The organism is Ancylobacter sp. (assembly GCF_965249975.1).
Taxonomy (GTDB): Bacteria; Pseudomonadota; Alphaproteobacteria; order Rhizobiales; family Xanthobacteraceae; genus Ancylobacter.
In genome coordinates this window covers 561,235-583,692 of sequence record NZ_CBDFNE010000018.1, presented here as the reverse complement: position 1 = coordinate 583,692, position 22,458 = coordinate 561,235, and the positions used below count along the sequence as shown (strand labels likewise).

Sequence of the window (22,458 nt, the reverse complement as noted above, 5' to 3'; positions counted from 1 at the left end):
TCGCGCCCTATGCTTTCGCCAGCGCCACGCCGATGGCGGCGGCAAGCAGGCCCGTTGCCACGGAAGTGACGAGATAAATCAGCGCGAGCCCATGCCGCCGCGCCTCTGCCATCTGAACGGCATCGAGTTGCATCGTGCTGAAGGTGGTGTAGCCGCCGAGCGCCCCTGTCAGCACAAGCGACGAGATGACGTCGCCATAACGATGATCCCATGTCACCGCCAGCAATGTCGCGAGATAGGCGATGACGAAGGCGCCGGTGACATTGATGACGAAGGTGCCCACCTTGAACGGGTGGCTGACGTGTCCGTCGATGAGGCGGCCAATCTGCCAGCGCAGCAGAGAGCCGATCCCGCCTCCCAACCCCACCCACACGATGTCGATTGCGTGCATCGGCTGTCTGCCATCGAGTTGAGGCGGAGGGGCGATGCCCCTCCATCGTCCGGTGCAGGGGTCAGCTGAAGAAGTAGAGCTGACTCAAGGGAAGGCGCGTTGCCGGCTCGATCGTGGCGTGCGTGCCGTCGACTGTTACCGCAAAGGTCTCGGGATTGACCTCGATCACCGGCAGGGCGGTGTTCCGCACCATGGAGTTCTTCGTGATCGTGCGCGTGCCGTAGACCGGAACCACCTGCGACTTCAGCTCGTAGCGATCCACTATGCCGGCCTCATAGGCCGCGTGCGAGGTGAAGGTCACCCGGGTCTTGGGCAGTGCCGAGCCCATCGCGCCGAACATGGGCCGATACATCACCGGCTGGGGGGTGGGCAGCGAGGCGTTCGGATCGCCCATCAGCGCCCAGGAGATCATGCCACCCTTGATGACCATTTTCGGCTTGGCACCGAAAAAGGCGGGCTCCCAGAGTACAAGGTCGGCCATCTTGCCGATCTCGACAGAACCGATGACGTGGGAAACCCCCTGTGCAATGGCCGGGTTGATCGTGACCTTGGCGACGAAGCGCAGGACCCGCTCATTGTCGTTGCCGGACGTGTCCCCCTTGTAGGCGCCCATGCGCTGCTTCAGGAGATCGGCGGTCTGCAGAGTGCGCACCCAGTTTTCCCCGACCCGTCCCATGGCCTGGCTGTCGCTGGACAGGATCGAGATGGCGCCGAGATCGTGCAGCACATTCTCGGCGGCGATGGTCTCGGCGCGGACGCGGCTTTCGGCGAAGGCGACATCGGTCGGAATCTTCGGGCTGAGATTGTGACAGATCATGGTCATGTCGAACAATTCGGCCTGGGAGTTGATCCCGTAGGGAAGGGTGGGGTTGGTCGAGCTGGGGATGACATTCGACAGGCCGGCGACCCGAATGATATCCGGCGCATGGCCGCCGCCGGCACCTTCCGTATGGTAGGTGTGAATGGTGCGCCCCTCGAAGGCAGCGATCGTGCTCTCAACGAAGCCGGCTTCGTTGAGCGTGTCGGTGTGAATACACACCTGAATATCGTAATTGTCCGCAACGGTCAGAGCATTGCGGATCGCCGCCGGTGTACTGCCCCAGTCCTCGTGGATTTTCAGGCCCATCGCGCCGGCACGGATCTGCTCCTCGATCGGAAGCGGGGCCGAGCCATTGCCTTTGCCGAGCACGCCCGCATTCACCGGCCAGGCATCGAACGACCGGAGCACCATTTCGATGTTCCACGTGCCCGGCGTGATGGTCGTGCCGTTGGTCCCGTCGCTCGGCCCGATGCCACCCCCGAACAAGGTCGTGACACCGTTGGAGAGCGCGGCTTGGGCCTGCTGCGGAGAGATGAAGTGGACGTGTGCGTCGATGCCGCCCGCCGTCAGGATGAGGTGCTCGCCCGAAATCGCGTCCGTGCCTGGCCCGAGCGCAAGGCCCGGCGTGACACCCGACATGATGGAAGGGTTTCCGGCCTTGCCGATGCCGCAGATGAGGCCGTTCTTGATCCCGACATCGGCTTTGATCACCCCCAGCACGGCATCGACGATGGTGACATTCGTGATGACGAGGTCGGGCGCCCCGGCGGCGCTGGTCAGCTCATTGTCATAGCCCATGCCATCGCGAAGCGTCTTGCCGCCGCCATAGACGGCTTCTTCGCCATAGACACGCAGATCCTTCTCGATCTCGATGTAGAGGTCGGTATCCCCAAGCCGGACCTTGTCACCTGTCGTGGGGCCATAAAGGTCCGAATATTGCTGCCTCGAGATCTTCGCCATCTCAGAGCTCCATTGCGTGCCTGTGTCGGCTTGTCACGATCTGCTTTTGAACCCGTAGCGCTGCGCACGCTCCAGAGCATCGGTCAGACGCGGGCGATAATCGTCGTAGTTCTCGTCGCCGACCCAGCCATTGACGAGACCGTTGAAACCCAGAACGCGCTGCTTGCCCTGAAAAGGCACGAGCACGACCTCTTTCTCATCGCCCGGCTCGAAGCGCAGAGCGGTCGTCGCGGGAATGTTGAGCCGCTTACCAAAGGCCTGTTCGCGGTCAAACTCCAGGAAGGCGTTGACCTCAAAGAAATGAAAGTGTGACCCAACCTGAACCGGTCGATCCCCGGTGTTGCGGACCTTCAGAGACGTGGTTGGATAGCCGGCATTGATCTCGATATCTCCCTTGCCGAAAACAAGTCCGCCGACTGGCGCCTTCTTCTGATCATTGCCCATGATGCCAATCCTCGCCCCTCTACTTGATGGGATTGTGGACGGTGACGAGCCGACTGCCATCTGTGAAGACCGCTTCGACCTGAACGTAGGGGATCATCTCCGCGACGCCGTCCATGACGTCCGCGCGGGTGATTGCTTTGCCGGCGAGTTCCATCACCTCTTCGACAGTCTTGCCGGCACGCGCACCGTTCAGGGCCGCGATGGATATAAGTGACACTGTCTCGGGATGATTGAGCTTCAGGCCCTGATCCTTACGCTGCTGTGCAACGTTAGCGAGCGTGTAAATCAGCAGCTTATCGATTTCCCTAGGCGTGAAATGCATGACTGACGTCCTCGACGATCATGGCCCACGAATTTTATGCGGCGACCTGAGACCAATCTGGTCAATGTCTGACATCTCCCGCCGGGACGGGAAATAATCGTAGCGTAAAGCGAAAAGTTCCCGCTCCCGGAACTGATTTCGCCTCTCGTTTTCCTAAGTGCTACACCCCTTCCTCGGCGTGGGCACCATAAGAAGCAAAGAAGTCCTGCCGTCGATATCGCGAACAGGCGAAACGGATAACTGACTTCATTCAAACCCAAATTTTCGCATGTGTCACCAAGATAATTGTCAAAATCCCTCTCGAATCATGCTTTGAGAACTCGTCTCAGTTTGGCAGTTCTCCGATAGGGCTTACATTCAGTCGGGATTGTCTTATGCTCAAAAATATGGAAATTATGGCACCCTAATACCATTTCTAAACTAAGCCGCTGGAAGCTGAACTTTATACGTTATGCCAGACGACGAATAATCGGCCTTGATGCACTCAAAAGAGTGATGCGCTTGCTGCGGCGAGGAGGGGACGTCATCACCTCTGAAGGGTGGCGGTCCACGTAAGTTGGAGCCACGGCAAGGCGGGCTCGTGCCCAGCCAGTCGGCCACAAGATTTGTCGCCTGGCCAAACTTGCTTTGATCAGTCAGACGCTTGAGAGGAGCGGCCCGATGACGTGGATAACGGGAGCAAAAGGCTGTGCGACGGTCGCCTTCTTGCTGGCCAATCCGCTGACAGAACGCGCAATGGCGGAATCCAATCTCTTGCCAAGCCGGGAGATCTGCCCCTCCGAGGGCTCGAAACAGGTCTGGATTGAGGGCCTGAGGACCTGTGTCGAGGCTGGTGGCTACCTGTGGGCGGAGGGCTATTACAATACCTATTCAAACTATCCCGCGAAGGACAAGGAATTCTACAGCATTGGAACGGTTGCCATCACGGCGAACACGACGACGGAGATGCCTTTCCTGGGGCCTCTGCGGGGCGTCGCGGATGTCCGCTTCCAGTATCGCACCTCAGATCCCTGGTCAGATGGGCCGTCAGAGTTCCAGATCAAACCGCAGACCTTGTATCTCGAATGGGCGGGCATAACGTTCGGCGTGCGGAATTCGTTCTTCGATTTTTACGAGAATGAAGACGTACTCGGTACTGACCCCGGTATTGTGGGGGATGACACCAAGCTACCCGTCCTGGGCTACACCCTCGCTTTGGCGCGGGACATCTCACTCACGCTCGCCCTCGAGCAAGGCAGGTATCGCGATAGCGGCATCAAGCCGGCGGACGCGGCTTCCGCGGTGATGCTCGCCCAAAACGACAAGGCACCGGATTTTGTCGTCGCGCTCGGCCAGACGACGGCTTGGGGGTCGTATCAGTTTTCGGGCGCGCTGCACCGCATCGCGCTGGAAGGGGACCTGCCGCAAACCGCTTCATCCCCAACCTCCTGGGGCTATGCCTTTCAGGCGGGCGTGATGGTCAATTTGCCGATGCTGGCGAAGGGCGATTCCCTCTACCTGCAGACGGCCTATGTCGATGGAGCGACGAGTTATCTCGGCTTGATCGATCCGAGCGGCGATTTCTCACCACCCGATGCCTATTGGGACATGAACGACGGCTTCTCGCGCGTGACCGGCTGGAACATAACGGCGCAGTATCTGCACAACTGGTCTCCGGTCCTAAATTCAGCGTTCTACGCGGCGTATGGCCGCTTCGACCTCAACGATGCCAATGCCGTCTTGAGCTACGGCGCCTCTGGCGGCCAGAATTTCAACGCGGGGGGGAACCTCGTCTGGTCCGCGACTGAAAATCTCTCCTTTGTCGCGCAATACGTCTTCAATTATTATGCGGCGCGCGACTATGTAAAAACGTCTTACGGACTTTCTCAGAGCTCACAGAGCGCCCATCAGATTTTGCTGATGGCGCGCTATGATTTTTAGGTCGACCCGGAGTTGCGCTGGTCGTCGTTCGCGCAACCTTTCTCCGGCGGCCGTTGAGGCGCGGCTCAACCACCCTGTGAACCGGCTTTCGTTCGGTGCTGCGACGCTGCGCCTACCTCTGAAGCGACAAGTGACGGGTCTCATGCCCGTCGGGACGAAACTTCGGGTGCGCCCATGACCCTACTGCGCTCTGTTGTCCGGCGATTTGCGGCTCTGGCCCACGCAATCAGCGCCGGGATCGCGACGGTGTCGCTGCTTTCGGCACCGTCCGCCGCGCAAACGGCTCCTCTTTCAGCGCAACAGTCTGATCCTGAAATCATGGGCTGGATGAAGGGGTTTCCGCCTCCCCGCGCCCGGATCATCACGCAGCCTGACTCGGTTTATTTCAGTTTTCCAAAGCTGCGCTGGTCGGTCTGCCATTTGCGCGAGTTGCTGCCGACGGAGGAGATCAGTCGCGGGCTCGGCGCGCCCCGTCCTCTCGAATATCCACCGCCTTATCAGTTTGCCAACGATCGGCAGGCGATCGACGCGCTGACGTTCACGCCGATCGGCAGCGACAAGATGATGACGTGGGAGGAGTCCCTCTCCGCCAACTATACAGATGGCCTGCTGATAATTCACAAGGGCCGCGTCGTCTATGAACGCTATTTCGGCTGCTTGAACCCGGGCGGTAAACACGCCGCCATGTCGATGACAAAATCTCTGACAGGACTTCTCGCTTCGATCTTGGTCGCCGAAGGCAAGTTGAACGAGTCCGCGCCCGTATCTGACATCATCCCCGAGGTCAAAGGAAAGGCATATGGATCGGCAACGGTCCGTCAGGTGATGGACATGACGACTGGGCTCGAATTCTCAGAAGACTATTCCGATCCCAACGCGGACATTTGGCGGTATTCCGCAGCGGTAAACCCGCTGTCGAAACCAGAGCCCGGTCAAATGCCTTCGGGGTACTTTGACTATCTACCAACCGTGGAGGCGCAGGGCGAACATGGCGCCGCGTTCCATTACAAGACGATCGACGCCGACATGCTGGGTTGGATCGTGTCGCGCGTCTCGGGAAAGTCCGTAACCGAATTGGCATCTGAGCGACTGTGGCAGCCGATGGGGGCCGAACAGGACGCCTATATGACGGTCGACGGCACAGGCGTGCCATTCGCAGGGGGCGGGCTCAGTGCGGGTCTGCGTGACCTGGGGCGCCTCGGGCTGCTCATGGTCAACGAAGGTGTGATCGGGGGCGAACGGCTGTTTCCGGCTGAGGCCGTCCGGAGCATCCGCGAAGGCGGCGACGCGAGCAAGTTTGGCAGCAACTATCCGGCGCTGCTGGGTGGCCGCTACAGCAGCATGTGGTGGATGTACCCCGGCCATGAGGGCGTTTTCGCGGCCAGAGGCGTCCATGGGCAGACAATCTACGTGGACCCTTCGGCCGACATGGTGCTTGTGCGTTATGCATCCTACCCGCGGGCGGAAAATCCTCTCATCGATCCGACCTCGCTGCCCGCGTTTCGCGCCGTGGCCGCGTATTTGAAATCGCACCAGAACTGACTGAACGTCTCCAACGGAGCTTTTCAATGCCAGGTCAAGGGCTTTTCCGATTGGATGGCGAAGTCGCACTGGTCACCGGCGCGGCCGCTGGGATCGGACGTTCTATCGCGCTGACCTTCGCGGCCGCCGGCGCGGCGGTAGCGGTGAGCGACATTGACGGCGGCGGGGCCGGGGGCGTTGCTTCGGAAATCATCAAGGCAGGGGGGCGTGCGACCGCCATCGCGTGCGACGTCACCGACGATGACAATCTGAAGGCCGCCGTGCAGGCAGCGGTAAGCTCGTTCGGCAGCTTAACAGTGTTGGTCAATAATGCGGGCGGCGGGGGACCGAAGCCCTTTGACATGCCGATGGACGATTTCCGGCGAGCCTTCGCGCTTAATGTTTTCTCGCTGTTCCGGCTGTCACAGCTGGCCGCACCGCATATGACCGAGGCCGGCCACGGCGCTATCTTGAATATTTCCTCGATGGCGGGAGAGAACAGGAACGCGCGAATGACCTCGTACGGCTCGTCGAAAGCTGCGGTGAATCATTTGACGAGGAACATGGCCTTCGACCTTGGCCCCCGAGGAATTCGCGTCAACGCTATTGCGCCCGGCGCTGTGAGAACGGAGGCGCTGGCGAAAGTCCTCACCCCAGAGATAGAGATGGCGATGCTGCGACACACGCCACTCGGGCGCTTAGGCCAGCCCGAAGATATCGCCAATGCCGCGCTCTTCCTCTGCGCCCCCGCATCGAACTGGATCAGCGGTCAAGTGCTCACCGTATCGGGCGGCGGCGTTCAGGAGTTGGAATGAGTGAGGGGTGAGAAAAGCGTCCTAAGATACGCGTAACGTGACCTCCGGATACCCGCGCGAACACGAGCTACCGTTGTTTCCCATCGAAGCGGTAGGCCAGCCGTCAGAGCTTGCCACTCGTACGAGTGACGAGAAGATGGGGGGGGCGCCTCCATCCGACAGTTTGAACGGCTTCTCCGTGGCCGCAACTGGCGGTTAGCGATGTCTGTCAATGGTATCGGAGGCGCCCTTTGTTAGCATCGCGATTTTTGGCATCCGCGAATGCCAACGAGCCCCGGAGAGCCGCTGCGACCTCGAATTCAGCTAAGCTGAGGAAATTTCCCGCTTTTTGAGCTTTCCAGAGCCACCTAAAGCGGGGAAATGGTGCCAGGGACGGAATGCAAGTAACAGAATAACTATTTGAAATAAATAACATATGTAAAATTATTTTTACAACGAAGTCAAAAATAATTTCAACTCTCATATGCCGCACCGGATGCGATTTCCATCTCTTTTATAAGCTTCAACTCGCCACGTCAATTTTACTACTATTCTTCCGTAACCACGTTGTTCATTTCAGCCCGAATGAAGGCGAGCTAATCCTACCGCCTGTCGTAGCGGGTTTAGCGCGGCGCTGGCGTCGTCATGGCAAGCCTAGCAAGGAGGACGAGCGACGTTACCGCTCATAATCGGCCTTCCGCGATGGTCAGCCCTGCCGGTCCGCCGTGGCTGGGTCAAGGCCGGAGCCGCACGAGCGGTGGCGCGAAGCGCCAGCCTTGACGCGGTCGCGGCGGACCGGCCTACTGGTTCTTCGCGGCAGCTCCTTTCCTGTGAATTGGGACGGTCGTCCAACCGCCCACCATCCCAATCTGGAGACCCCGCCAACGCGTGCCAGCCCGACCTAAAGCCCCAGGCCCCGGTTGCGGCCGAGGCTCCACTCGACGCCGCCGTCGTCGCGGGAGACACCGGAGATGTGCCGGCCGATCTGTTTCTCCAGCACGGGCTGCCAGGGCACGAGCTGGAAGCCGAGACCGTCGTCGATCATGGCGAAACGCCCGCTGACGAGATTGACCGAGCCCGTGAGCCGGCCTGAAACATACTCGCCCGGCTGGCTCGGGGTGTAGGCAAGCCCGCGCTCTGCCGCCATAGCGCGTCCGACCCGCTCCACCTCGACGGCCTCGAGGCGGGCAAGGATGTCGCGCGGCGCACGGACATTGCCGTTTTCCAGTCGAACAGCATGGCCGTGGTCGACAAGGCTCTGGCGGCGCCGCTCCATAGCGTCGCTCACCTCACGGCCAAAGCCGACGTCGGATAGCTCCGTGCGCTGGCGGGAGGCCAGTTCCCGATCAAGCCAGGTGGCGCCATCACTGGCGACCTGCTGGTCGAGATCGAAGGTGGAGAGCGTGCGGACCGCGAAGTCCTTCCGCTCGGTTCGCGCATCATGTGCGATGCCGCGCTCGGCAAGATCGTCCGGGATCTTCCAATGGTCGGCGTCGATGCGCTCGACATGGCCGGCGCGGCGTAGCGATTCCAGCCGGCGCACATGAGCTCGGATGAAGGCATCCGGATCGCCGCGCTGCTGCTCGATCGCCGGGCGCGCCACTTCCAGATGCTCGCTGGGCCGGTAGGTGCCACTGTTCGCCTCGGCCATGGTGGCGATGTTCAGGTCGGCCGGACGTGGATCGGACTTTGTCGGTAGCGGGTCTAGCGCGACGATGTGGCCGCGCTTGATGTCTTCCAGCCGGGAGGCGTTGCTGGTCTCGACATGATGGGTGCGCCCGTCCACGCCATCGATGACCAGATAGAACCGCTCGCCCATCTCATCCCCCGCCAATCCCTTGTCGAGCACGCGTCCGACGAGGGCATGAGAAATGCGGTTGCCATGGGTGACGTATTGCGCGGCGCCGCGCTCCTCCGCGAGCCCGTGATCGGCCAGCGCGCGGTGCATGGTGCGCAGGATGTCCTCGCGCTCGCCCATCGCCCGGAGCGTGCTCTCGGCGCGCTCGGCTATGCTCCAGCGCCCCGGCTCTATCTCCTCGGCAACACCAAAGCTCTCCAGCCGCTTCACCCGGTCGATCAGAACATGCCGGTTGGTCCTCACGAGGTAGCTTTCGCCAGCGTCCGGCCGCAGATCGAGGACACCATGTTCGCGCTGCTCGGCGATCATCATCCGGTCGAGCCGGGTGAGGCGATCCGCGTCCACCTCGTGGCGCAGCTTGTTCTGCAGATCGACCTCGGTCTGCGGGCCGAGCTCCAGCGTCATCAGCTCGCTCGCCCGATGACGAATGCCATGGGCGATGTAGTCACCGGCGATGTTGAGGATGCGTCCATCATCCAGCACGCCACGTATGAGGATGTGGCTGTGCGGGTGGCCGGTGTTGTGATGATCGACGGCGATCCAGTCGAGCTTCGTCCCGAGGTCACTCTCCATGTGCCGCATCAGGTCACGGGTGAAGCGCTTCAGGTCACCGAGCTCGACGGCATCCTCCGGCGCGACGATGAAGCGGAACTGGTGGCGATCCCCGCCGCTGCGCTCGACAAAGGCTCTGGCGTCGACCTCGTCACCGAGGGCTGAGTAGGCGCGCCCCTTTTCACCGTCGCGGGTGACGCCGTCACGTTCGAGGTTGATCCGAGACCATTTTCTGGACCGCCGGAAGCTGGAGTTTCCGGCCTGCTTCACGGCGGTGGGCTGGCTACGCCGCCGGGGTTCTGCAACGCGATCGGGGGCTTGTGGCCGATGGCCCCGTGCGGCCGATCCTCGTTGTAGTATCTGAGCCAAGTCTCCATCTTTTCGGCCGCGTCCGCAAGCGTCAGGAACCAGTGCGTGTTCAGGCACTCGCTTCGGAAGCGGCCGTTGAATGCCTCGATGAAGGCGTTGTCGGTGGGCTTTCCCGGCCGGGAGAAGTCCAGCGTCACCCCCTTCGCATAGGCCCACAGATCGAGGTCGCGGGAGATGAACTCCGAGCCCTGGTCGACACGGATCGTGCGTGGATAGCCCACCTTGGCGCAGACCCTTTCGAGGGTCGCGACCACGTGCTCGGCCCGATAGCTGAAGCGCGGATCGACCACCGGCGAGAAGCGCGAGAAGGTGTCGACGACCGTCAGCACGCGGATCTTGCGGCCGGTGGCGAGCTGGTCATGGACAAAGTCCATGGCCCAGACATCGTTCGGCCGGGTGGCCGGTGCCCGGTCCTCTCTCAGCTTCGCCTTGACCCGATGCTTGGGCGTCTTGTTGCGCAGCTTTAGGCCTAACTCATTATAGATCCTACGGGTTCGCTTCTGGTTGATCATCCAGCCCTCCCGGCGCAGCAGCACCTGCACGCGCCGATAGCCATAGCGGACACGGGTTTCGCAGATCGTCTTGATGCGGGCCGCCAACGGGGCCTGGTCGGGCCGGCAGGATCTATAGTGGTAGGTGGACGTGTCGAACTCCAGGGCCGCACAGGCCCGGCGGATCGACACCTGCCACTCGCCACACATCATGCCGACGAGCTCGCGCTTGCGACCAGGCCTCAGATTTTTCGGCGGACGATATCCTGCAACATCTCCCGGTCGAGCGAGAGGTCGGCGACGAGCTTGCGCAGCTTCGTGTTCTCATCCTCGAGCTGCTTCAGCCGCCTCATCTCGAGCGGGGCGAGCCCCTCGTATTTTTTCTTCCAGTTGAAGTAGGTCGCCTGGCTGATCCCGGCCCGCCGGCAGATATCCGCCACCGGCACGCCGTCTGCTCCCTGCTTCAGGATGAACGCCTTCTGCGCGTCCGAAAACTTCGATGCCTTCATCGTCTTCCGCTCCTCCCAGCCAGGGGATTTTGACGCGGAAAACTCCACCTTCAAACGGTCCAGTTTTCGGGGATCAGATCAAGGTAGCGCAGATGCGCGCCCACCGCACCAGCCGCGACTGCGCCGCGCATCTTCGGGCCGCGCGCGCTTTTCCCCTTCCCGGCAAGCTTCACCACCCGCGCCTTGACCACGACGCGGCGGGAACGGAACCGGCCTGACGAACCCGACTGCCAGCCGCCGCTGTCGCGCGGCAGCGACGCCATCACCTTCGCGCCACGTCCCCGCGCATTGAACCGACCGCTGCCACCTCCTTCTCGGGCGAAGCCACCACCGATCTCCGCGCCACCGCCGGCATGGCGCGAGGCGATCAGAGCCTGCTGGACGAAGGGCAGTTCGTGCGTCTTCAGCCGCGTGCCCCGGCTTCGCGGACGGCCTGGCTTGATGCGGAAATCGTTCTCGTCGCGGCGTGTCATGACCGCAGGTTTGGCCGTGCCAATGGCTCCCGCAAGTCGAAAATCACTAGATCAAAGTATAGCGTGCAAACGTCGGCTTTGGCGCAGGCGCGGCTGGGTGCACATTGCGCATGCACACGAAAACTAACAATATATCAATTTATTAAACGATCGCCACGCAGATCCGCACCTTCCGCGAGGCCACTTAGATCCGTTTTCCGGAATGGAAAACAACGTTCAGACAAACTTCTGCGGGCGTGGCCCGCGCGGATTGAAAATCCGCTTTATCTTGCCCTCAATTTCATCTGCTTCACTGTCTATCATCTAATTCTGGCAACACCCGCCGAATATACTATCAGGTAATGACCGAAAAGGCCACATTCTGGCCAGCGGGAGCCGCTGACACGCTGCCGGCGCCGAGGCTACCACGACCGCCGCAGGACGCGAGATCAGCGACGCGGTGGATTAGCGGTCAAATGCCGTCCAAGCAGCAGCCCAACCAGCGTCGAGTCTGCACTGGTGATGTCAATGGATGTCCATCGCCGTTCAGAAACCTTGCAGCGAAACTGCCGCCGATCTGCACAGAGGCCGCAGTTTCTGTGCACATGAGCAGCAATGCACGGAAGCTGGACGTGCTAGCGGTTGATCGTAGAAGTCGCCGATCTCGGTATCATTTGCCGCGCTTAGGCTGGGCGACCTCTTCCGATGTTTTGGCGACGGAGATGCCGCGACGCTCGGCGTATTCGAGCAAGGCAACTTCAATCAAAGCCGTAATAGATCGCCGCTCGGCGTCAGCGAGCTGGCGCGCCAGCGCGAGTACGTCAGCATCAATGCGGGTAGTGAAGGGCTGTTTCGTCATCGGCCTTATTGCTTGCGATCCAGCGTAGTTCGAGGCAGAGTCATGCACGTGCATTGCACGTACAGCGGCCGGGGTGAGTGCGCGAACACCCAACCCGGCCTGACCACAACCAAGCTGTTTGGAGCTCGGATCATGGCTGATTCTGAGATTAGCACGAGTTTGTCCCGGCCATCCCGGAGGGACGTTCTCTCGGCCGCTCTGCTGTCGGTCGGCGTCACATCCTTCAACAGTTCGGCTGCAGCCGTGCCGCAGGACGACCGCGCAACGGATGCGGCTGTCCTTGCATGGAAGGCGTGGCGCGCCGCGCATCGGCGCACACTAGCTCTGTGCCGGAAACAGCAACGTCTGGAGTCCGAACTCGCGCGGACGATCGGCTTTCCGCAGGCGGTTCTGGCTGCAGCCGAGCTGCCGTCGCCTGTGCGGGTCAGCTCTCTAATGCAGTTCGATGAGCTTGCGGCCGATCTGCCGTCGCTACGCACGCGACGCGCCAAAGTCGCGGCCACGCTGCGCGCACATCAGCAGCGTTGGGACGACGCGGATCGCGTCATCGGCTACTCCGTCGCTCGACAGCAAGAGGAGGCGGCTTCCGACGAAGAAGAGCGCCTGATGAAGGGAGTTCTTGCAACGGAAGCCACGTCTCTGCGCGGCATCTCCACGAAGCTCGACGTGCTGCTTGCCGTCGGCGCGGATGGCGCCGAGGGGCGACATTTCCCGTGGCCGGAACTGCGGCGCATTCGCAAAGATGTTGTACAATTGATACAGTTGCAGCATAACGATGCAGTCGGCATCACTGTTTGAAGTAGTGCTCGCGATGCCAGCGCAGGAAGTGGGAATGGGGACGCTCGAACGCCCATTGCGCAGCAATGGCGCGTCTGCTCCGAGAGCGGGCTCATACATGAGACGGTTTATGTGCAAGGAGCCTCGATTTGAGCACCGCCCCAAGTGTCCCGCAGCCAGATGATGACGATGTTATCCAGTTGCTCGAGTTGCACGGGCTGCTCGGCACGCCAATGTACATTCCATATCACCATTTTGGTTACGCTGCGCGGAACTGCCATATCTCGGCAAAACATCGCGCACTAACGGCTGGAGGCCGGTGCGTGCACGGGCGCGCTCTTTGGCGTTGGGGCGTCCCCGGTGGCGTCCCCGGCCAAACGATAATCTTCGCGGAGCACCACAGTGTTTGGGAAGACCCGAATGGAGCGCTCATCGATGTAACGCCGCCACCCGGAGGCGCACAAGCGGTGCTATTCATCCGCGATGACAACGCCGCCATCATCAAAGATGGTGACGACTTTCTCATTCTAACCGATCTGACCAATCGGCCGGACCTGCCCCGGGCTCTTCGCGGCGCCCCCACCGAAGATCACGTCTGGCGCCTCAGCTCTACTGATCCCAACGCAAACGCATATGCATCGAGCTTGGAATTCAAACTAGAAAGAATCGCTACAGACGATTTCGACGAATAGACAGCATCGAAGAGGCATCTGTCGAAATTTGTTAATTATTGCACCACGCGACGGATTTATGATCAAATATTGCCTCAAATCATTGGAATCTCTCTTTTGGTAAAGCTCGCGCACAAATCCTCAAAGGCTAAATCGGCAGGCTCCGGAACGAAGTCGCGAGCCGAGAGGAGAGTGGCAGGCGGTGCCGCGACGGGAGGAGGTATCAATTTCCAGGCAGCCGTCACTGCCATCGCGTTCGCCTATACGTTACGTGGACAACGTCTGGGGTGGCTGGACGGGCTGCAGGACGACGTCCCCGTTTCCGTAGCCGCCGAAACGGGCGGCGGTGGCGATGACATTCGCTTGCAGTTACGCAGCGGGAAGATCTGCGATATCCAAGCCAAACGTGGGCTGCGCCGAGGGAGCGATCTTTGGGACGCGCTGTTGACGATGTGCGCGGCTGTTGCCGAGGGTAAGATAGACTTTGCGGTTCTAGCTGTCTCCTCGAGCAGCAGCGGAAGCGTTCGTGAAGATCTGGCGAACGCGATCCCCAGGATTGGCGACGGTCGCATCGACAATTTGCCCGCAATCGCCGAGCTGTTTCTTGCCAAGCTCGCTGCGGCGGGTTGGGCGGCCGAACCTCTCTGCCGTGCATTGCGCATTGTCACCGTATCGGCAGCGACGCACGATGCTGCGTCGACCGCGGCCGCCCGGGCGGAGCTTGGCCATCTGTGCCGCGACGCCTCAAAAATCGGCGATATATGGAACATCTTGTATCGCGACGCGATCGAACTGATTGACCGTCGTGGCCGACGGGAGCCGTCCTCGCTCGTTCAGTTGTTGAAGGCTAACGGCATCAACTTATCCGACAACACTGCGTCTCCCGCTACGTTACTCTTCCATTTGGCGGAATGGACAATCAATACAAATGCGACTTTTTCTATCCTTGGTGTCAAGAAACCGCTACGGTTGAGCAGGGCATGGATACCACTCCAGGCGATGGTACGCGAGGAGCAGGCGCCTCAAACCGATCTTATGGCAGCGCTTGCCGCGTACCAGTCCTGGCACAATCGCGAGTACCCGCGCGAAGCGGTGACCGTCAATCCGGAGACACTGGGACGGTTCATCAAGCTCGGCGTTTTGGTGGCCGGCCCGGGTATGGGTAAGACGACGCTGCTGAGCCGGATAGCCCATGCGTATGCCAAAGATGGCATCCCGGTTCTTAGGGTCAGGCTCGCTTCGGTCGCGGCCCGCATGCGAGCCGGCGAGACATTTGAGGAGTCGATTTTAGCGCTCGGCCTAGCAGGAAGCACGATTTCGCCTAGCGCTGCAAAGTCAGCGGGCATCCGCAATTGGGTCGTGCTGTGTGACGGCCTCGACGAAACGGGAGCCGCTCAGTCAGAGATCGCGTCGGCGGCAGAGCGTTTCGCAACGGGGCACCCTGAGTGCCGGATAATCGTCACAACCCGGCCGATTGGCTACCATGCCAGCGATTTCGCCGCTTGGCGCCACTACGACATTGTCCCCCTCGATCGATACTCTGCCCATGATGACCTGGCGCGACTGCTCGAGGAGATCGGAGGCCAGGACTCTGAACTGCAACGCAAAGCTGATAAAATCGCCAAGATAGAATTGGAGGAGGACGCCATTGCCACTGCGGTCGTACGATCGCCTCTTCTTATGGCGCTTGGCGCATCGGTAATCGCGCGAGGCGGGTCGATCGCCACGAGCCGAAATCGCCTGTACGATCAGCTGTTCACACTTGTCGACGAAGCGCCGAACACCAGGATACCCGTGCCGCCGGCTGAACCCGCCATACTTCGTCGGTTTCTGGATATCCTCGGCTGGCAAATCGTCGCTCATCCGATCGCCTCAATCGACGTCGTGATCTGCAAATGTGCGGAGATCATCGCTGACGAACTTGGGATGAGGATGCTGGTGGCGCTTGGGGCCGCTCAGTCCTATCTGCGATATTGGCAGGATGTCGGGCTTGTGGAGCGTATCGGCCTGCAAGGGGCAGAGGCCGTTACTTTCCTACACAAGACATTCGGGGAGTTCGCCGCCGCGCGCTTCCTGGTGGCGATGCCGGCAGCGCAGAGAAACGTCACACTAGCATCGATTCGGGATGATTCCAGCTGGAGCGAAACGCTGGATTTCGCTGCCCGATCCGGCATCGGAGAGGAGGTTTGCACGGTGCTGATGGACGGGATAGCGTTCGATGCATCTGGAGTCGCCCGAGCGGTTCGTTCCCTCGAGATTTGCGGCGAAGCGGAGCCTGCACCGAGCGAGCAGGTTCGAGCTAAATTTCTCAAGTACGCGGTAGCAATGATGCGGTCACCGCGTAGACGGTGGGTGGCAGAAATCGGAATAGCGATGCTTCCTTTCGCGCGACGCTTTCCAGACGAGATCGCACCCCACTGCGTCGCGCTGGTCTCCCATCCGCAATCCTGGACGCGATTGGCCGCCTGGGCCTCGTTGACTGCAGCTGGCCCCTCCGATCTCGACTACGATCGGTTGCTAACTGTCATTTGTGAGGAGCCGCTTTTGACCGCACCTGGTATGTGGTCGGGACACGGTGGTGGCTTGGTGATTGACCGGAGCAACGAGCGCGAACTGGCACAAGTCTTCGTGCTGACAGGCGCCCGCCGATTGTTGGAACATTTTCCCGGACAGGCGACTGATGTGGCAGTCGCTGCTGCGTGTCGTATCGAAGGCCTGAGTAGTATCAGTTTCGTCCAACGAGCCTCGCGGTTGCTCAAGGAGTTCGGAAAGCCTGACGATTTGTGGTCTAGAGGTTCCAGAAGCGCTCTGGATTTGCTTTCACCTGCGGAGGGGTTTCTCGATGCACAGCGAAAGGCGCATGCCGCGCTGTTTGACGCCATCGATGTTAGCGGCGCAATCATCGCCACCACGTCACCCCCGCCGGAGAAGCTATTGAACCTGAGCGCGTTTCTCAGTGCTACGGGATATATGAAACTTCCTATATCCGATATCTGGTGCTGGCAGGAGCCATTCGATCGCGAATCTGTTCGCGAGACAATTCGCGCTGCTGTCGAAGCGTCGGGGCTTCCTGAAGATATCCTCGAGCATGAGGTTCGTATAGCGCGCGGCTCCCTTCACGAAGACGATACCCTAATGGGGATGTTCAAATTCATCACCGATGTTGATGTGCCTCCAATCGACTGGAAAGCGGCCATCGCGTGTAAGCCGGATCTCGTAAAGATCGAAGCGGCGCTCTATCACCGTTCCCAATGGGTGATCTGGATCGCAGCCCATCTCATCGAGTCACTCTCGGGAAAGACTGATCTGGAAAGCATAACCCGGCGAGCCATCGCTGGCGGGCGCGGTGACACTCTATGGGCAGCGGCGAGCCTGGCCACTGAACTGAACCAAGAGGAGATGACGACCGCTATCTATAATCGTCTAAACAAAGAGACGACACGTGGTTGCGAGCATTTGCTGTTTGCACTTCCCGAATTGAAGGCGCCAGTGGATGCGCGGTTGCTCGCGGCGTTTCGGCAGGCGTTTCTTCGTGGCACGACCGAGACCGCGATGGCGGCTGGCAAAATAGCTGCGGAATATGCGTCGTCTGCAACTCCAGAGTTGCTGCCGGTTCTCGAAGAGGCTGCCGCATACTGGAAAGTCCACGAAGAACCCTATCCAACTAAGGGCGGCGTCATTCCCGATAGCCCCCGCGCCAAAATTGCCGAAGCCAGCGCGGCGATACAAACTCCGACCTACGAGACTTTGAAAATCTACGCGACTGATAGCCGGTCGGATGTGCGCGAACTGGGGACAAAGACCATGGTGGTTCGATTAGGCGAAGAGCCGCAATTGGCCGCGACATTCCTCGCGGACATAGAGCTTGGCGAGTTGCCTCCCACGATTTTGGACAAGGTGCTGACAAACGGCGTATCTTGGGACACGGATCGCTTCATTCATGTGAAGGAATTCTTGAACTCCCCGCAGGACAACCTGCGCTACGCCGCGATGTCTATCCTGCAACAGAACTGCTGCGCGGAGGATTTCATCCGGGAGGTGGCCACGCGGATGACCAACGATCCTGACCGGCAAATCAAAGAGCGCGCCTACCGCATTCTCGATACGCTTGAGCAATAGGCTAACGTTATCAGCGGTGTTGGAGGCATTATCTCTGGGCGCTCGATCCTTCCGCCGTACATCCTAACTAACGTTGTCCCAGTTTCTAACCAGTTGTGAGCTCGCGCTGACGGTTGGATTCGCCCTCGCGGGCGGGCTGGACGCGGTGCCATTCATAGAGCATAGCGTTGTATCCAGCCGCGGGTATCCACCTGACAATCATGCCTTACATTGAGGATATCGCGTTTCCGGCGCTCGCAAAGTCTGGTTACCAGCCCCTCTTTCCCCACATGGAAGGAGCTGCCTTCTGGTCCGAAGAACTCGGATTGCCACGAGCCCCATCTGCTATGGCAAGCATGTTTGGGGAGGTGCTGAGCCTTGCCAGCGAACCTGGAGCGATGGATCAAAAACTGCTCGGCCATGAGAATCGTCCCGAAGAAGAGATTATTTCCCTCCTGGGCTTTGAGGTCGCGTTCACAAGAAGACACAAGGATCTGACCCAACATCTTAATGCTTCGGACCCAGATCTGCAATCGGATGCATTCGAAGTTATCGCGCATCTGCGAACCGTGGATGTTGATTTCGCCGCAGTAGCGCAGGCTGAAATTGGCGGAACTTCTAAAAATACTTCCAAGACAGCGGGGTATGCGTCTCTGCTTCTGATGTCAGCTGAGATCGGCGACATGTCCATCGACGGGCAAACTGTAAAACTTGTTCACACGAACAATTCCGAGTAGGCCGTCAATGATCAAGAGTAACAACAGGGACGACTTTTCTCAGGCGACAAAGAACCGCCTTGCAAAGCAAGCCCGGTATCATTGCAGCAATCCAAGCTGCAGAAAATTGACATCAGCGCCGACGAGCGACGGTATAAAGGAAGTTAACATTGGAGTTGCCGCCCATATCTGTGCTGCAGCCCCCGGATCTGGCGCGCGTCGCTATCGCGCCGATATGACGGCCGAGCAACGAAAATCGCATGAGAACGGAATTTGGCTTTGCCAAGACTGCGCCAAAGCGATCGATTCGGCTGATCCCTCTTTTTCCGAGTCGTTCTTGCAAGACTGGAAAAAGAAGCACTCGGAGGACATGTGGCGCAGCGTAATTGACAAGGTCGCTTTTGGCCCGTCAATGCCGCTGACTGTTGGAGAAATCAGCGCTCGCCTGCGAGTCGCCGCCGCCGCCGACTTGGCCGTGTTCCGCCGAACACCGAAATGGCCGGGCACAAACGTGGCGCTCACGCTGACATTGAAGGTGAAGCATGTGGATGAGGCGCTGAGCACTCGCGCGCTCGCTAACGCCGTAACCACATTGGACGACCTGATGCTTGTCGCGGCGCCTGGAATGGGAAAGACGACGACACTCTTTCAGATCGCTGAAGGAGTGTTGGAGATCGGCAACTGCACACCGCTTATCGTACCTTTGGGCGATTGGGCCACCGGTGCCGACACGCTGCTGGTATCCATCCTGAAACGTCCTGCATTCCACGACATTTCGGAAAAGGATTTCCGCGCCGTCGCGACGAAGCCTGGCGTCGTGCTGCTTCTTGACGGCTGGAACGAACTGGATGCCGCCGCACGCGAACGCGCGCGCGTGCAAATCACGGCCCTCAAGACTGAATTGCCGGAACTCGGTCTTGTCATTTCGACGCGCAGGCAGGCCCTCGACATTCCTTTCGGTGGGACGCGGGTCGATTTGTTGCCGCTTGACGACGAGCAGCAAATGGAGATTGCGCGCGCCATGCGCGGCGAGGCTGGCGCACAGCTCATCGATCAGGCGTGGCGGACAGCGGGTGTCCGCGAACTCGTCACAATCCCTCTCTATCTCACGGCACTGCTGTCGTTGCCAGATGGCGCGCCTTTTCCGACCACAAAGGAAGAGGTACTACGGCGCTTCGTTGCCGCGCATGAACAGGAAGCCCGCCGTGCGGCGGCGCTTTATGCCGTGGTCCTCGGCTTTCAGCAGGACTATTTGGATAATCTCGCCGTGTTCGCCACGACAACGGCTAACACGGCGATTACGGACAGCAACGCGCGCAAAGCGGTTGCCGAGACCGCGCGGGTCCTGATGGCCGATGGGCAGATGACCATCACCACACAGCCCGACACGCTGCTCGACACGCTTGTCAGCAATCACGTTCTGACGCGCTCCGGCGACACGCCGGGCTATTCGTTCCAGCACCAGCAGTTTCAGGAATGGTACGCCTCGCACTACGTCGAACGACTGATGCTACAAGCCGTCAGCGATCCGGCAGCACGCGAGAAACTGAATGTCGACGTGCTCGATCAGCGCCCGTGGGAGGAAGCAGTCCTATTCGCCGTCGAACGGAGCGCGCGCGGCGACACCGCGCATAAGGCCGCATGCAGCGCCGCCATTCGCACAGCTTTTGACGTCGATCCCGTCCTCGCGGCCGACATGATCTTCCGCGCCACCGACGAGGTATGGGCGCCGATCGGCGCCGAAATGCGGAGCCTCGCTGAGCAGTGGCACGCGCCCGGCAAGGTGGATCGCGCGGTGCGTTTCATGATCGCGTCCGGCAGGCCGGAATTCGGCGATCTTCTTTGGCCGCTTATTTCGCACGCGAACACCCAAGTACACTTGCCCGCCCTCCGGGCGGCGAAGCGATTTCGCCCATCTGTGCTTGGTAACGATGCCTTGGCGCGCATCGCAGCACTGCCACCGGAAATTCGCAAGAACGTGCTGCATGAAATCGCATCGCATGGCGAGTAGACGGGCTCGACCTTGCGACCGCAATCGCGAAGACTGACAACGACCCGGACGCGAAGGCGACGGTGGTCGACGCGCTCTCATTTCGACGGGCGGATCGCCACATTGCCAACTTGCTCGCTGACGCGGGCAACGCGACCTACGACATCCTCGCCGAAAAGGGTCATCTCGAAGACATTGCGGTTCAAGCCGTCCAGCGGGAACTCCAGCGCGCGCACGAACGGCGCAAAGCCACGGGCATTTCGCACTTCCAGCGCCTGCGCACGCTCGTCTACGCGCGCGGCGGAGATGATCACGATGCCGAAGTTGCTGAGATTATCGCCGAAATGGAGATCGACCGGAAACGCGATGGCGAAATGCGCCTGCTGTACGAAGTGCGAAAGCGCTATCCGGGGGCTCTCGCTAACGGGCTGATATGCCGCGTGCGCGAGGACCGCGAACTCTTCTACGGCGCGGACAATATTCTTGCCGCCGCCGGATTTGCCCTTGAGGACGACGCGCTGCTCGGGATCGCCCTCGAAGAGACAGGCCGCCACGACGTTCGCGCCGAGGCCGCCGCATCGGTGCTGGGACCAAACGCTGTTGGTCGGCTGATCGACGGGTATCTTGCCGCGGGGAAAGTCGTGCGCGACGCCAGCGGGAAGTACAACCAGACGGCGGGTGATCGCTATCACGATCTGCGCGCCCGTCTCGGCCAAACGCCGGGCGCAAGTTTGGTGGGCGCCGTTCAGGCGCGGGCGGCAAATGCCGACAATGAGGAACTTGCCCAACTGGCCGAACTGTTTTCCCGTGAGATCGATAGCGACGATGAGCGGGCGCGCCCCTTCAATGAGGAAGGCTTGGCCACAATAGGAGCGCTGGCACGTGAATGGGCCGAGCGCATGCTCGCCGCTGGGGATGAGAAGCGCAGGCGAGTAGCTACCATTGCAACGACGATGAGCCAGGCACCGTCCGTCGCGCATCTTCCACTCTTGAAGAGATTGCTCGACGATAACTTGCGTCGCTACCGGGCTTTCCGCGAACGAGCGAGTGCGAGCGGCTGGAACGATCGCGACGCCGTACACGAAGCGCAAAACCCGCACATACACGAGTATCAACGCGCGTTTTTGGCGATTAATGCGCCTGAGACTGCCGCGCTAATGGGAGAATATCTGACCGATGAACATTTTGGCGAACTGGCGGCGCGAGTGCTGCTCGTCCAGTGGATCAAGGCGAACGAACCCAAGGATGACAAAAATTTCCACAGCGGCGTAGATTTCTCGCACGTGCAGGCACGCCGCGAGGCCCGCGCCGCCGATCCAGCCGCGACATCAATCGAGGCGGAAGCCTACGCGCCGTTTCATAACGGCCTCGCAGCTCGACTTTGCGCAGCACAGCCAAGACCTCTATTGGCTTTATGTCGGCAATTGGCCGCTCACCAATGTCGACGCGTGCCAGATCGAGGAGCCAGCGGGTCTTTTCCATCGTCGCGTCGGCTCGACGTTCTCGAGCCATTTTGGCGAGATATTCGTCCGCGACCATATTGAAGGTGTTCGCGGCAACGATGCTTTTGGTGAGCTTCGTCAATCGGGCCTCAACCCTTGGGTCCTGTCCCGCTGCTAACAATCTTTTAGCTGCGTCCCGCCGCTCCCTAGCCTCAGTAAGGGAGACGACGGGATAGGATCCGAAGGTCACCATCTTCTGCTTGCCTTCGAAGCGATACTGAAGGCGCCAGTGGCGACTGCCGGTTGGCGTGACGAGGAGGTGCAATCCTCCGCCATCGGAGAGCTTGCGCGGCTTCGCGCTCGGCTTGGCATTGCGGACGGCGGCATCTGACAGGGGCATTTTGTTGGTACCCGGTCTGTGAGTTGGTACCGAACGATGCCAACAAACGTTCCAAAATGCCAACGGGCCCGGCGATACGCGCCAATGCGACGATCGCCGAAA

Annotated in this window: 18 protein-coding genes; 8 read left to right on the top strand and 10 right to left on the bottom strand. The window is 60.2% G+C overall.

The features are described from left to right. Positions 1-7: 7 nt before the first annotated feature. The 4 genes from ACP2AH_RS15640 to ACP2AH_RS15625 all read right to left on the bottom strand — a co-directional run bounded on the left by ACP2AH_RS15640 (position 8) and on the right by ACP2AH_RS15625 (position 2,937). The gene (locus ACP2AH_RS15640; protein ID WP_425106647.1) at positions 8-391 is read right to left on the bottom strand and encodes a fluoride efflux transporter FluC; all 384 of its coding nucleotides are present in this window, start codon (positions 389-391) and stop codon (positions 8-10) included. Positions 392-452: 61 nt separating this feature from the next. Beyond that, positions 453-2,171: an urease subunit alpha gene (locus ACP2AH_RS15635; RefSeq protein ID WP_425106646.1), complete on the bottom strand. Its 1,719-nt coding sequence runs from the start codon at positions 2,169-2,171 to the stop codon at positions 453-455. A 33-nt stretch (positions 2,172-2,204) separates the two neighbouring features. Then, positions 2,205-2,615, bottom strand: coding sequence for an urease subunit beta (locus ACP2AH_RS15630; protein WP_421698412.1), 411 nt, complete (start codon positions 2,613-2,615; stop codon positions 2,205-2,207). A gap of 19 nt (positions 2,616-2,634) precedes the next feature. Continuing rightward, the gene (locus tag ACP2AH_RS15625) at positions 2,635-2,937 is read right to left on the bottom strand and encodes an urease subunit gamma (RefSeq protein WP_421698411.1); all 303 of its coding nucleotides are present in this window, start codon (positions 2,935-2,937) and stop codon (positions 2,635-2,637) included. A 660-nt stretch (positions 2,938-3,597) separates the two neighbouring features. Between ACP2AH_RS15625 and ACP2AH_RS15620 the strand changes: the two genes are divergently transcribed. The 3 genes from ACP2AH_RS15620 to hdhA all read left to right on the top strand — a co-directional run bounded on the left by ACP2AH_RS15620 (position 3,598) and on the right by hdhA (position 7,193). Beyond that, positions 3,598-4,857: a porin gene (locus ACP2AH_RS15620; RefSeq protein ID WP_425106645.1), complete on the top strand. Its 1,260-nt coding sequence runs from the start codon at positions 3,598-3,600 to the stop codon at positions 4,855-4,857. Between the two features lie 174 nt (positions 4,858-5,031). Next, positions 5,032-6,399, top strand: coding sequence for a serine hydrolase domain-containing protein (locus ACP2AH_RS15615; protein ID WP_425106644.1), 1,368 nt, complete (start codon positions 5,032-5,034; stop codon positions 6,397-6,399). A 26-nt stretch (positions 6,400-6,425) separates the two neighbouring features. Continuing rightward, positions 6,426-7,193 (top strand): 7-alpha-hydroxysteroid dehydrogenase, encoded by a 768-nt coding sequence (hdhA, locus tag ACP2AH_RS15610; RefSeq protein ID WP_425106643.1) that lies wholly within the window; start codon positions 6,426-6,428, stop codon positions 7,191-7,193. 880 nt (positions 7,194-8,073) lie between these two features. Here the strand turns inward: hdhA and ACP2AH_RS15605 are convergent. The 4 genes from ACP2AH_RS15605 to ACP2AH_RS15590 form a co-directional block, all read right to left on the bottom strand. Next, positions 8,074-9,852 carry a DUF3363 domain-containing protein gene (locus ACP2AH_RS15605; RefSeq protein WP_425106642.1) on the bottom strand — a complete coding sequence of 593 codons (1,779 nt, stop codon included), beginning with the start codon at positions 9,850-9,852 and terminating at the stop codon, positions 8,074-8,076. Further along, positions 9,849-10,951 (bottom strand): IS3 family transposase gene (locus tag ACP2AH_RS15600; RefSeq protein ID WP_425104891.1). Its coding sequence is split into 2 segments (ribosomal slippage): positions 9,849-10,690 and positions 10,690-10,951, totalling 1,104 coding nucleotides; the frame shifts between segments, so codons are not numbered across the junction. Before ACP2AH_RS15600 ends, ACP2AH_RS15605 begins: the two co-directional genes overlap by 4 nt. A 50-nt stretch (positions 10,952-11,001) precedes the next feature. Beyond that, complete coding sequence (locus tag ACP2AH_RS15595) at positions 11,002-11,424, bottom strand: hypothetical protein (RefSeq protein WP_425106641.1); 423 nt, start codon at positions 11,422-11,424, stop codon at positions 11,002-11,004. A gap of 649 nt (positions 11,425-12,073) precedes the next feature. After that, a complete protein-coding gene (locus ACP2AH_RS15590) occupies positions 12,074-12,262 on the bottom strand; it encodes a ribbon-helix-helix protein, CopG family (protein WP_029356749.1) in 189 nt (62 codons plus the stop codon). 132 nt (positions 12,263-12,394) lie between these two features. On the opposite strand from ACP2AH_RS15590, the gene ACP2AH_RS15585 reads away from it, so the two are divergent. From ACP2AH_RS15585 to ACP2AH_RS15565, 5 genes are all read left to right on the top strand, one after another. Beyond that, on the top strand, positions 12,395-13,060 hold the full coding sequence (locus ACP2AH_RS15585; protein ID WP_425106640.1) for a hypothetical protein: 666 nt from the start codon (positions 12,395-12,397) through the stop codon (positions 13,058-13,060). A 128-nt stretch (positions 13,061-13,188) separates the two neighbouring features. Then, a complete protein-coding gene (locus ACP2AH_RS15580; RefSeq protein ID WP_425106639.1) occupies positions 13,189-13,731 on the top strand; it encodes a hypothetical protein in 543 nt (180 codons plus the stop codon). Between the two features lie 171 nt (positions 13,732-13,902). Continuing rightward, positions 13,903-17,829, top strand: coding sequence for an NACHT domain-containing protein (locus ACP2AH_RS15575; protein ID WP_425106638.1), 3,927 nt, complete (start codon positions 13,903-13,905; stop codon positions 17,827-17,829). 200 nt (positions 17,830-18,029) lie between these two features. Further along, the gene (locus ACP2AH_RS15570; RefSeq protein WP_425106637.1) at positions 18,030-18,545 is read left to right on the top strand and encodes a hypothetical protein; all 516 of its coding nucleotides are present in this window, start codon (positions 18,030-18,032) and stop codon (positions 18,543-18,545) included. A 7-nt stretch (positions 18,546-18,552) separates the two neighbouring features. Next, complete coding sequence (locus ACP2AH_RS15565) at positions 18,553-20,535, top strand: NACHT domain-containing protein (RefSeq protein WP_425106636.1); 1,983 nt, start codon at positions 18,553-18,555, stop codon at positions 20,533-20,535. A gap of 77 nt (positions 20,536-20,612) precedes the next feature. Here the strand turns inward: ACP2AH_RS15565 and ACP2AH_RS15560 are convergent, their stop codons facing one another. Next, positions 20,613-21,629, bottom strand: a complete 1,017-nt coding sequence (locus ACP2AH_RS15560; RefSeq protein WP_425106635.1) for a hypothetical protein — start codon at positions 21,627-21,629, stop codon at positions 20,613-20,615. 109 nt (positions 21,630-21,738) lie between these two features. Next, positions 21,739-22,356 carry a tyrosine-type recombinase/integrase gene (locus ACP2AH_RS15555; RefSeq protein ID WP_425106634.1) on the bottom strand — a complete coding sequence of 206 codons (618 nt, stop codon included), beginning with the start codon at positions 22,354-22,356 and terminating at the stop codon, positions 21,739-21,741. Positions 22,357-22,458 lie beyond the last annotated feature (102 nt).

Coding starts and splice junctions, on each gene's coding strand:
- ACP2AH_RS15595 (WP_425106641.1), bottom strand. CDS start 11,424: ATGACACGCCGCGACGAGAACGATTTCCGCATCAAGCCAGGCCGTCCG.
- ACP2AH_RS15625 (WP_421698411.1), bottom strand. CDS start 2,937: ATGCATTTCACGCCTAGGGAAATCGATAAGCTGCTGATTTACACGCTC.
- ACP2AH_RS15590 (WP_029356749.1), bottom strand. CDS start 12,262: ATGACGAAACAGCCCTTCACTACCCGCATTGATGCTGACGTACTCGCG.
- ACP2AH_RS15640 (WP_425106647.1), bottom strand. CDS start 391: ATGCACGCAATCGACATCGTGTGGGTGGGGTTGGGAGGCGGGATCGGC.
- ACP2AH_RS15585 (WP_425106640.1), top strand. CDS start 12,395: ATGGCTGATTCTGAGATTAGCACGAGTTTGTCCCGGCCATCCCGGAGG.
- ACP2AH_RS15555 (WP_425106634.1), bottom strand. CDS start 22,356: ATGCCCCTGTCAGATGCCGCCGTCCGCAATGCCAAGCCGAGCGCGAAG.
- ACP2AH_RS15565 (WP_425106636.1), top strand. CDS start 18,553: ATGATCAAGAGTAACAACAGGGACGACTTTTCTCAGGCGACAAAGAAC.
- ACP2AH_RS15620 (WP_425106645.1), top strand. CDS start 3,598: ATGACGTGGATAACGGGAGCAAAAGGCTGTGCGACGGTCGCCTTCTTG.
- ACP2AH_RS15630 (WP_421698412.1), bottom strand. CDS start 2,615: ATGGGCAATGATCAGAAGAAGGCGCCAGTCGGCGGACTTGTTTTCGGC.
- hdhA (WP_425106643.1), top strand. CDS start 6,426: ATGCCAGGTCAAGGGCTTTTCCGATTGGATGGCGAAGTCGCACTGGTC.
- ACP2AH_RS15570 (WP_425106637.1), top strand. CDS start 18,030: ATGCCTTACATTGAGGATATCGCGTTTCCGGCGCTCGCAAAGTCTGGT.
- ACP2AH_RS15635 (WP_425106646.1), bottom strand. CDS start 2,171: ATGGCGAAGATCTCGAGGCAGCAATATTCGGACCTTTATGGCCCCACG.
- ACP2AH_RS15615 (WP_425106644.1), top strand. CDS start 5,032: ATGACCCTACTGCGCTCTGTTGTCCGGCGATTTGCGGCTCTGGCCCAC.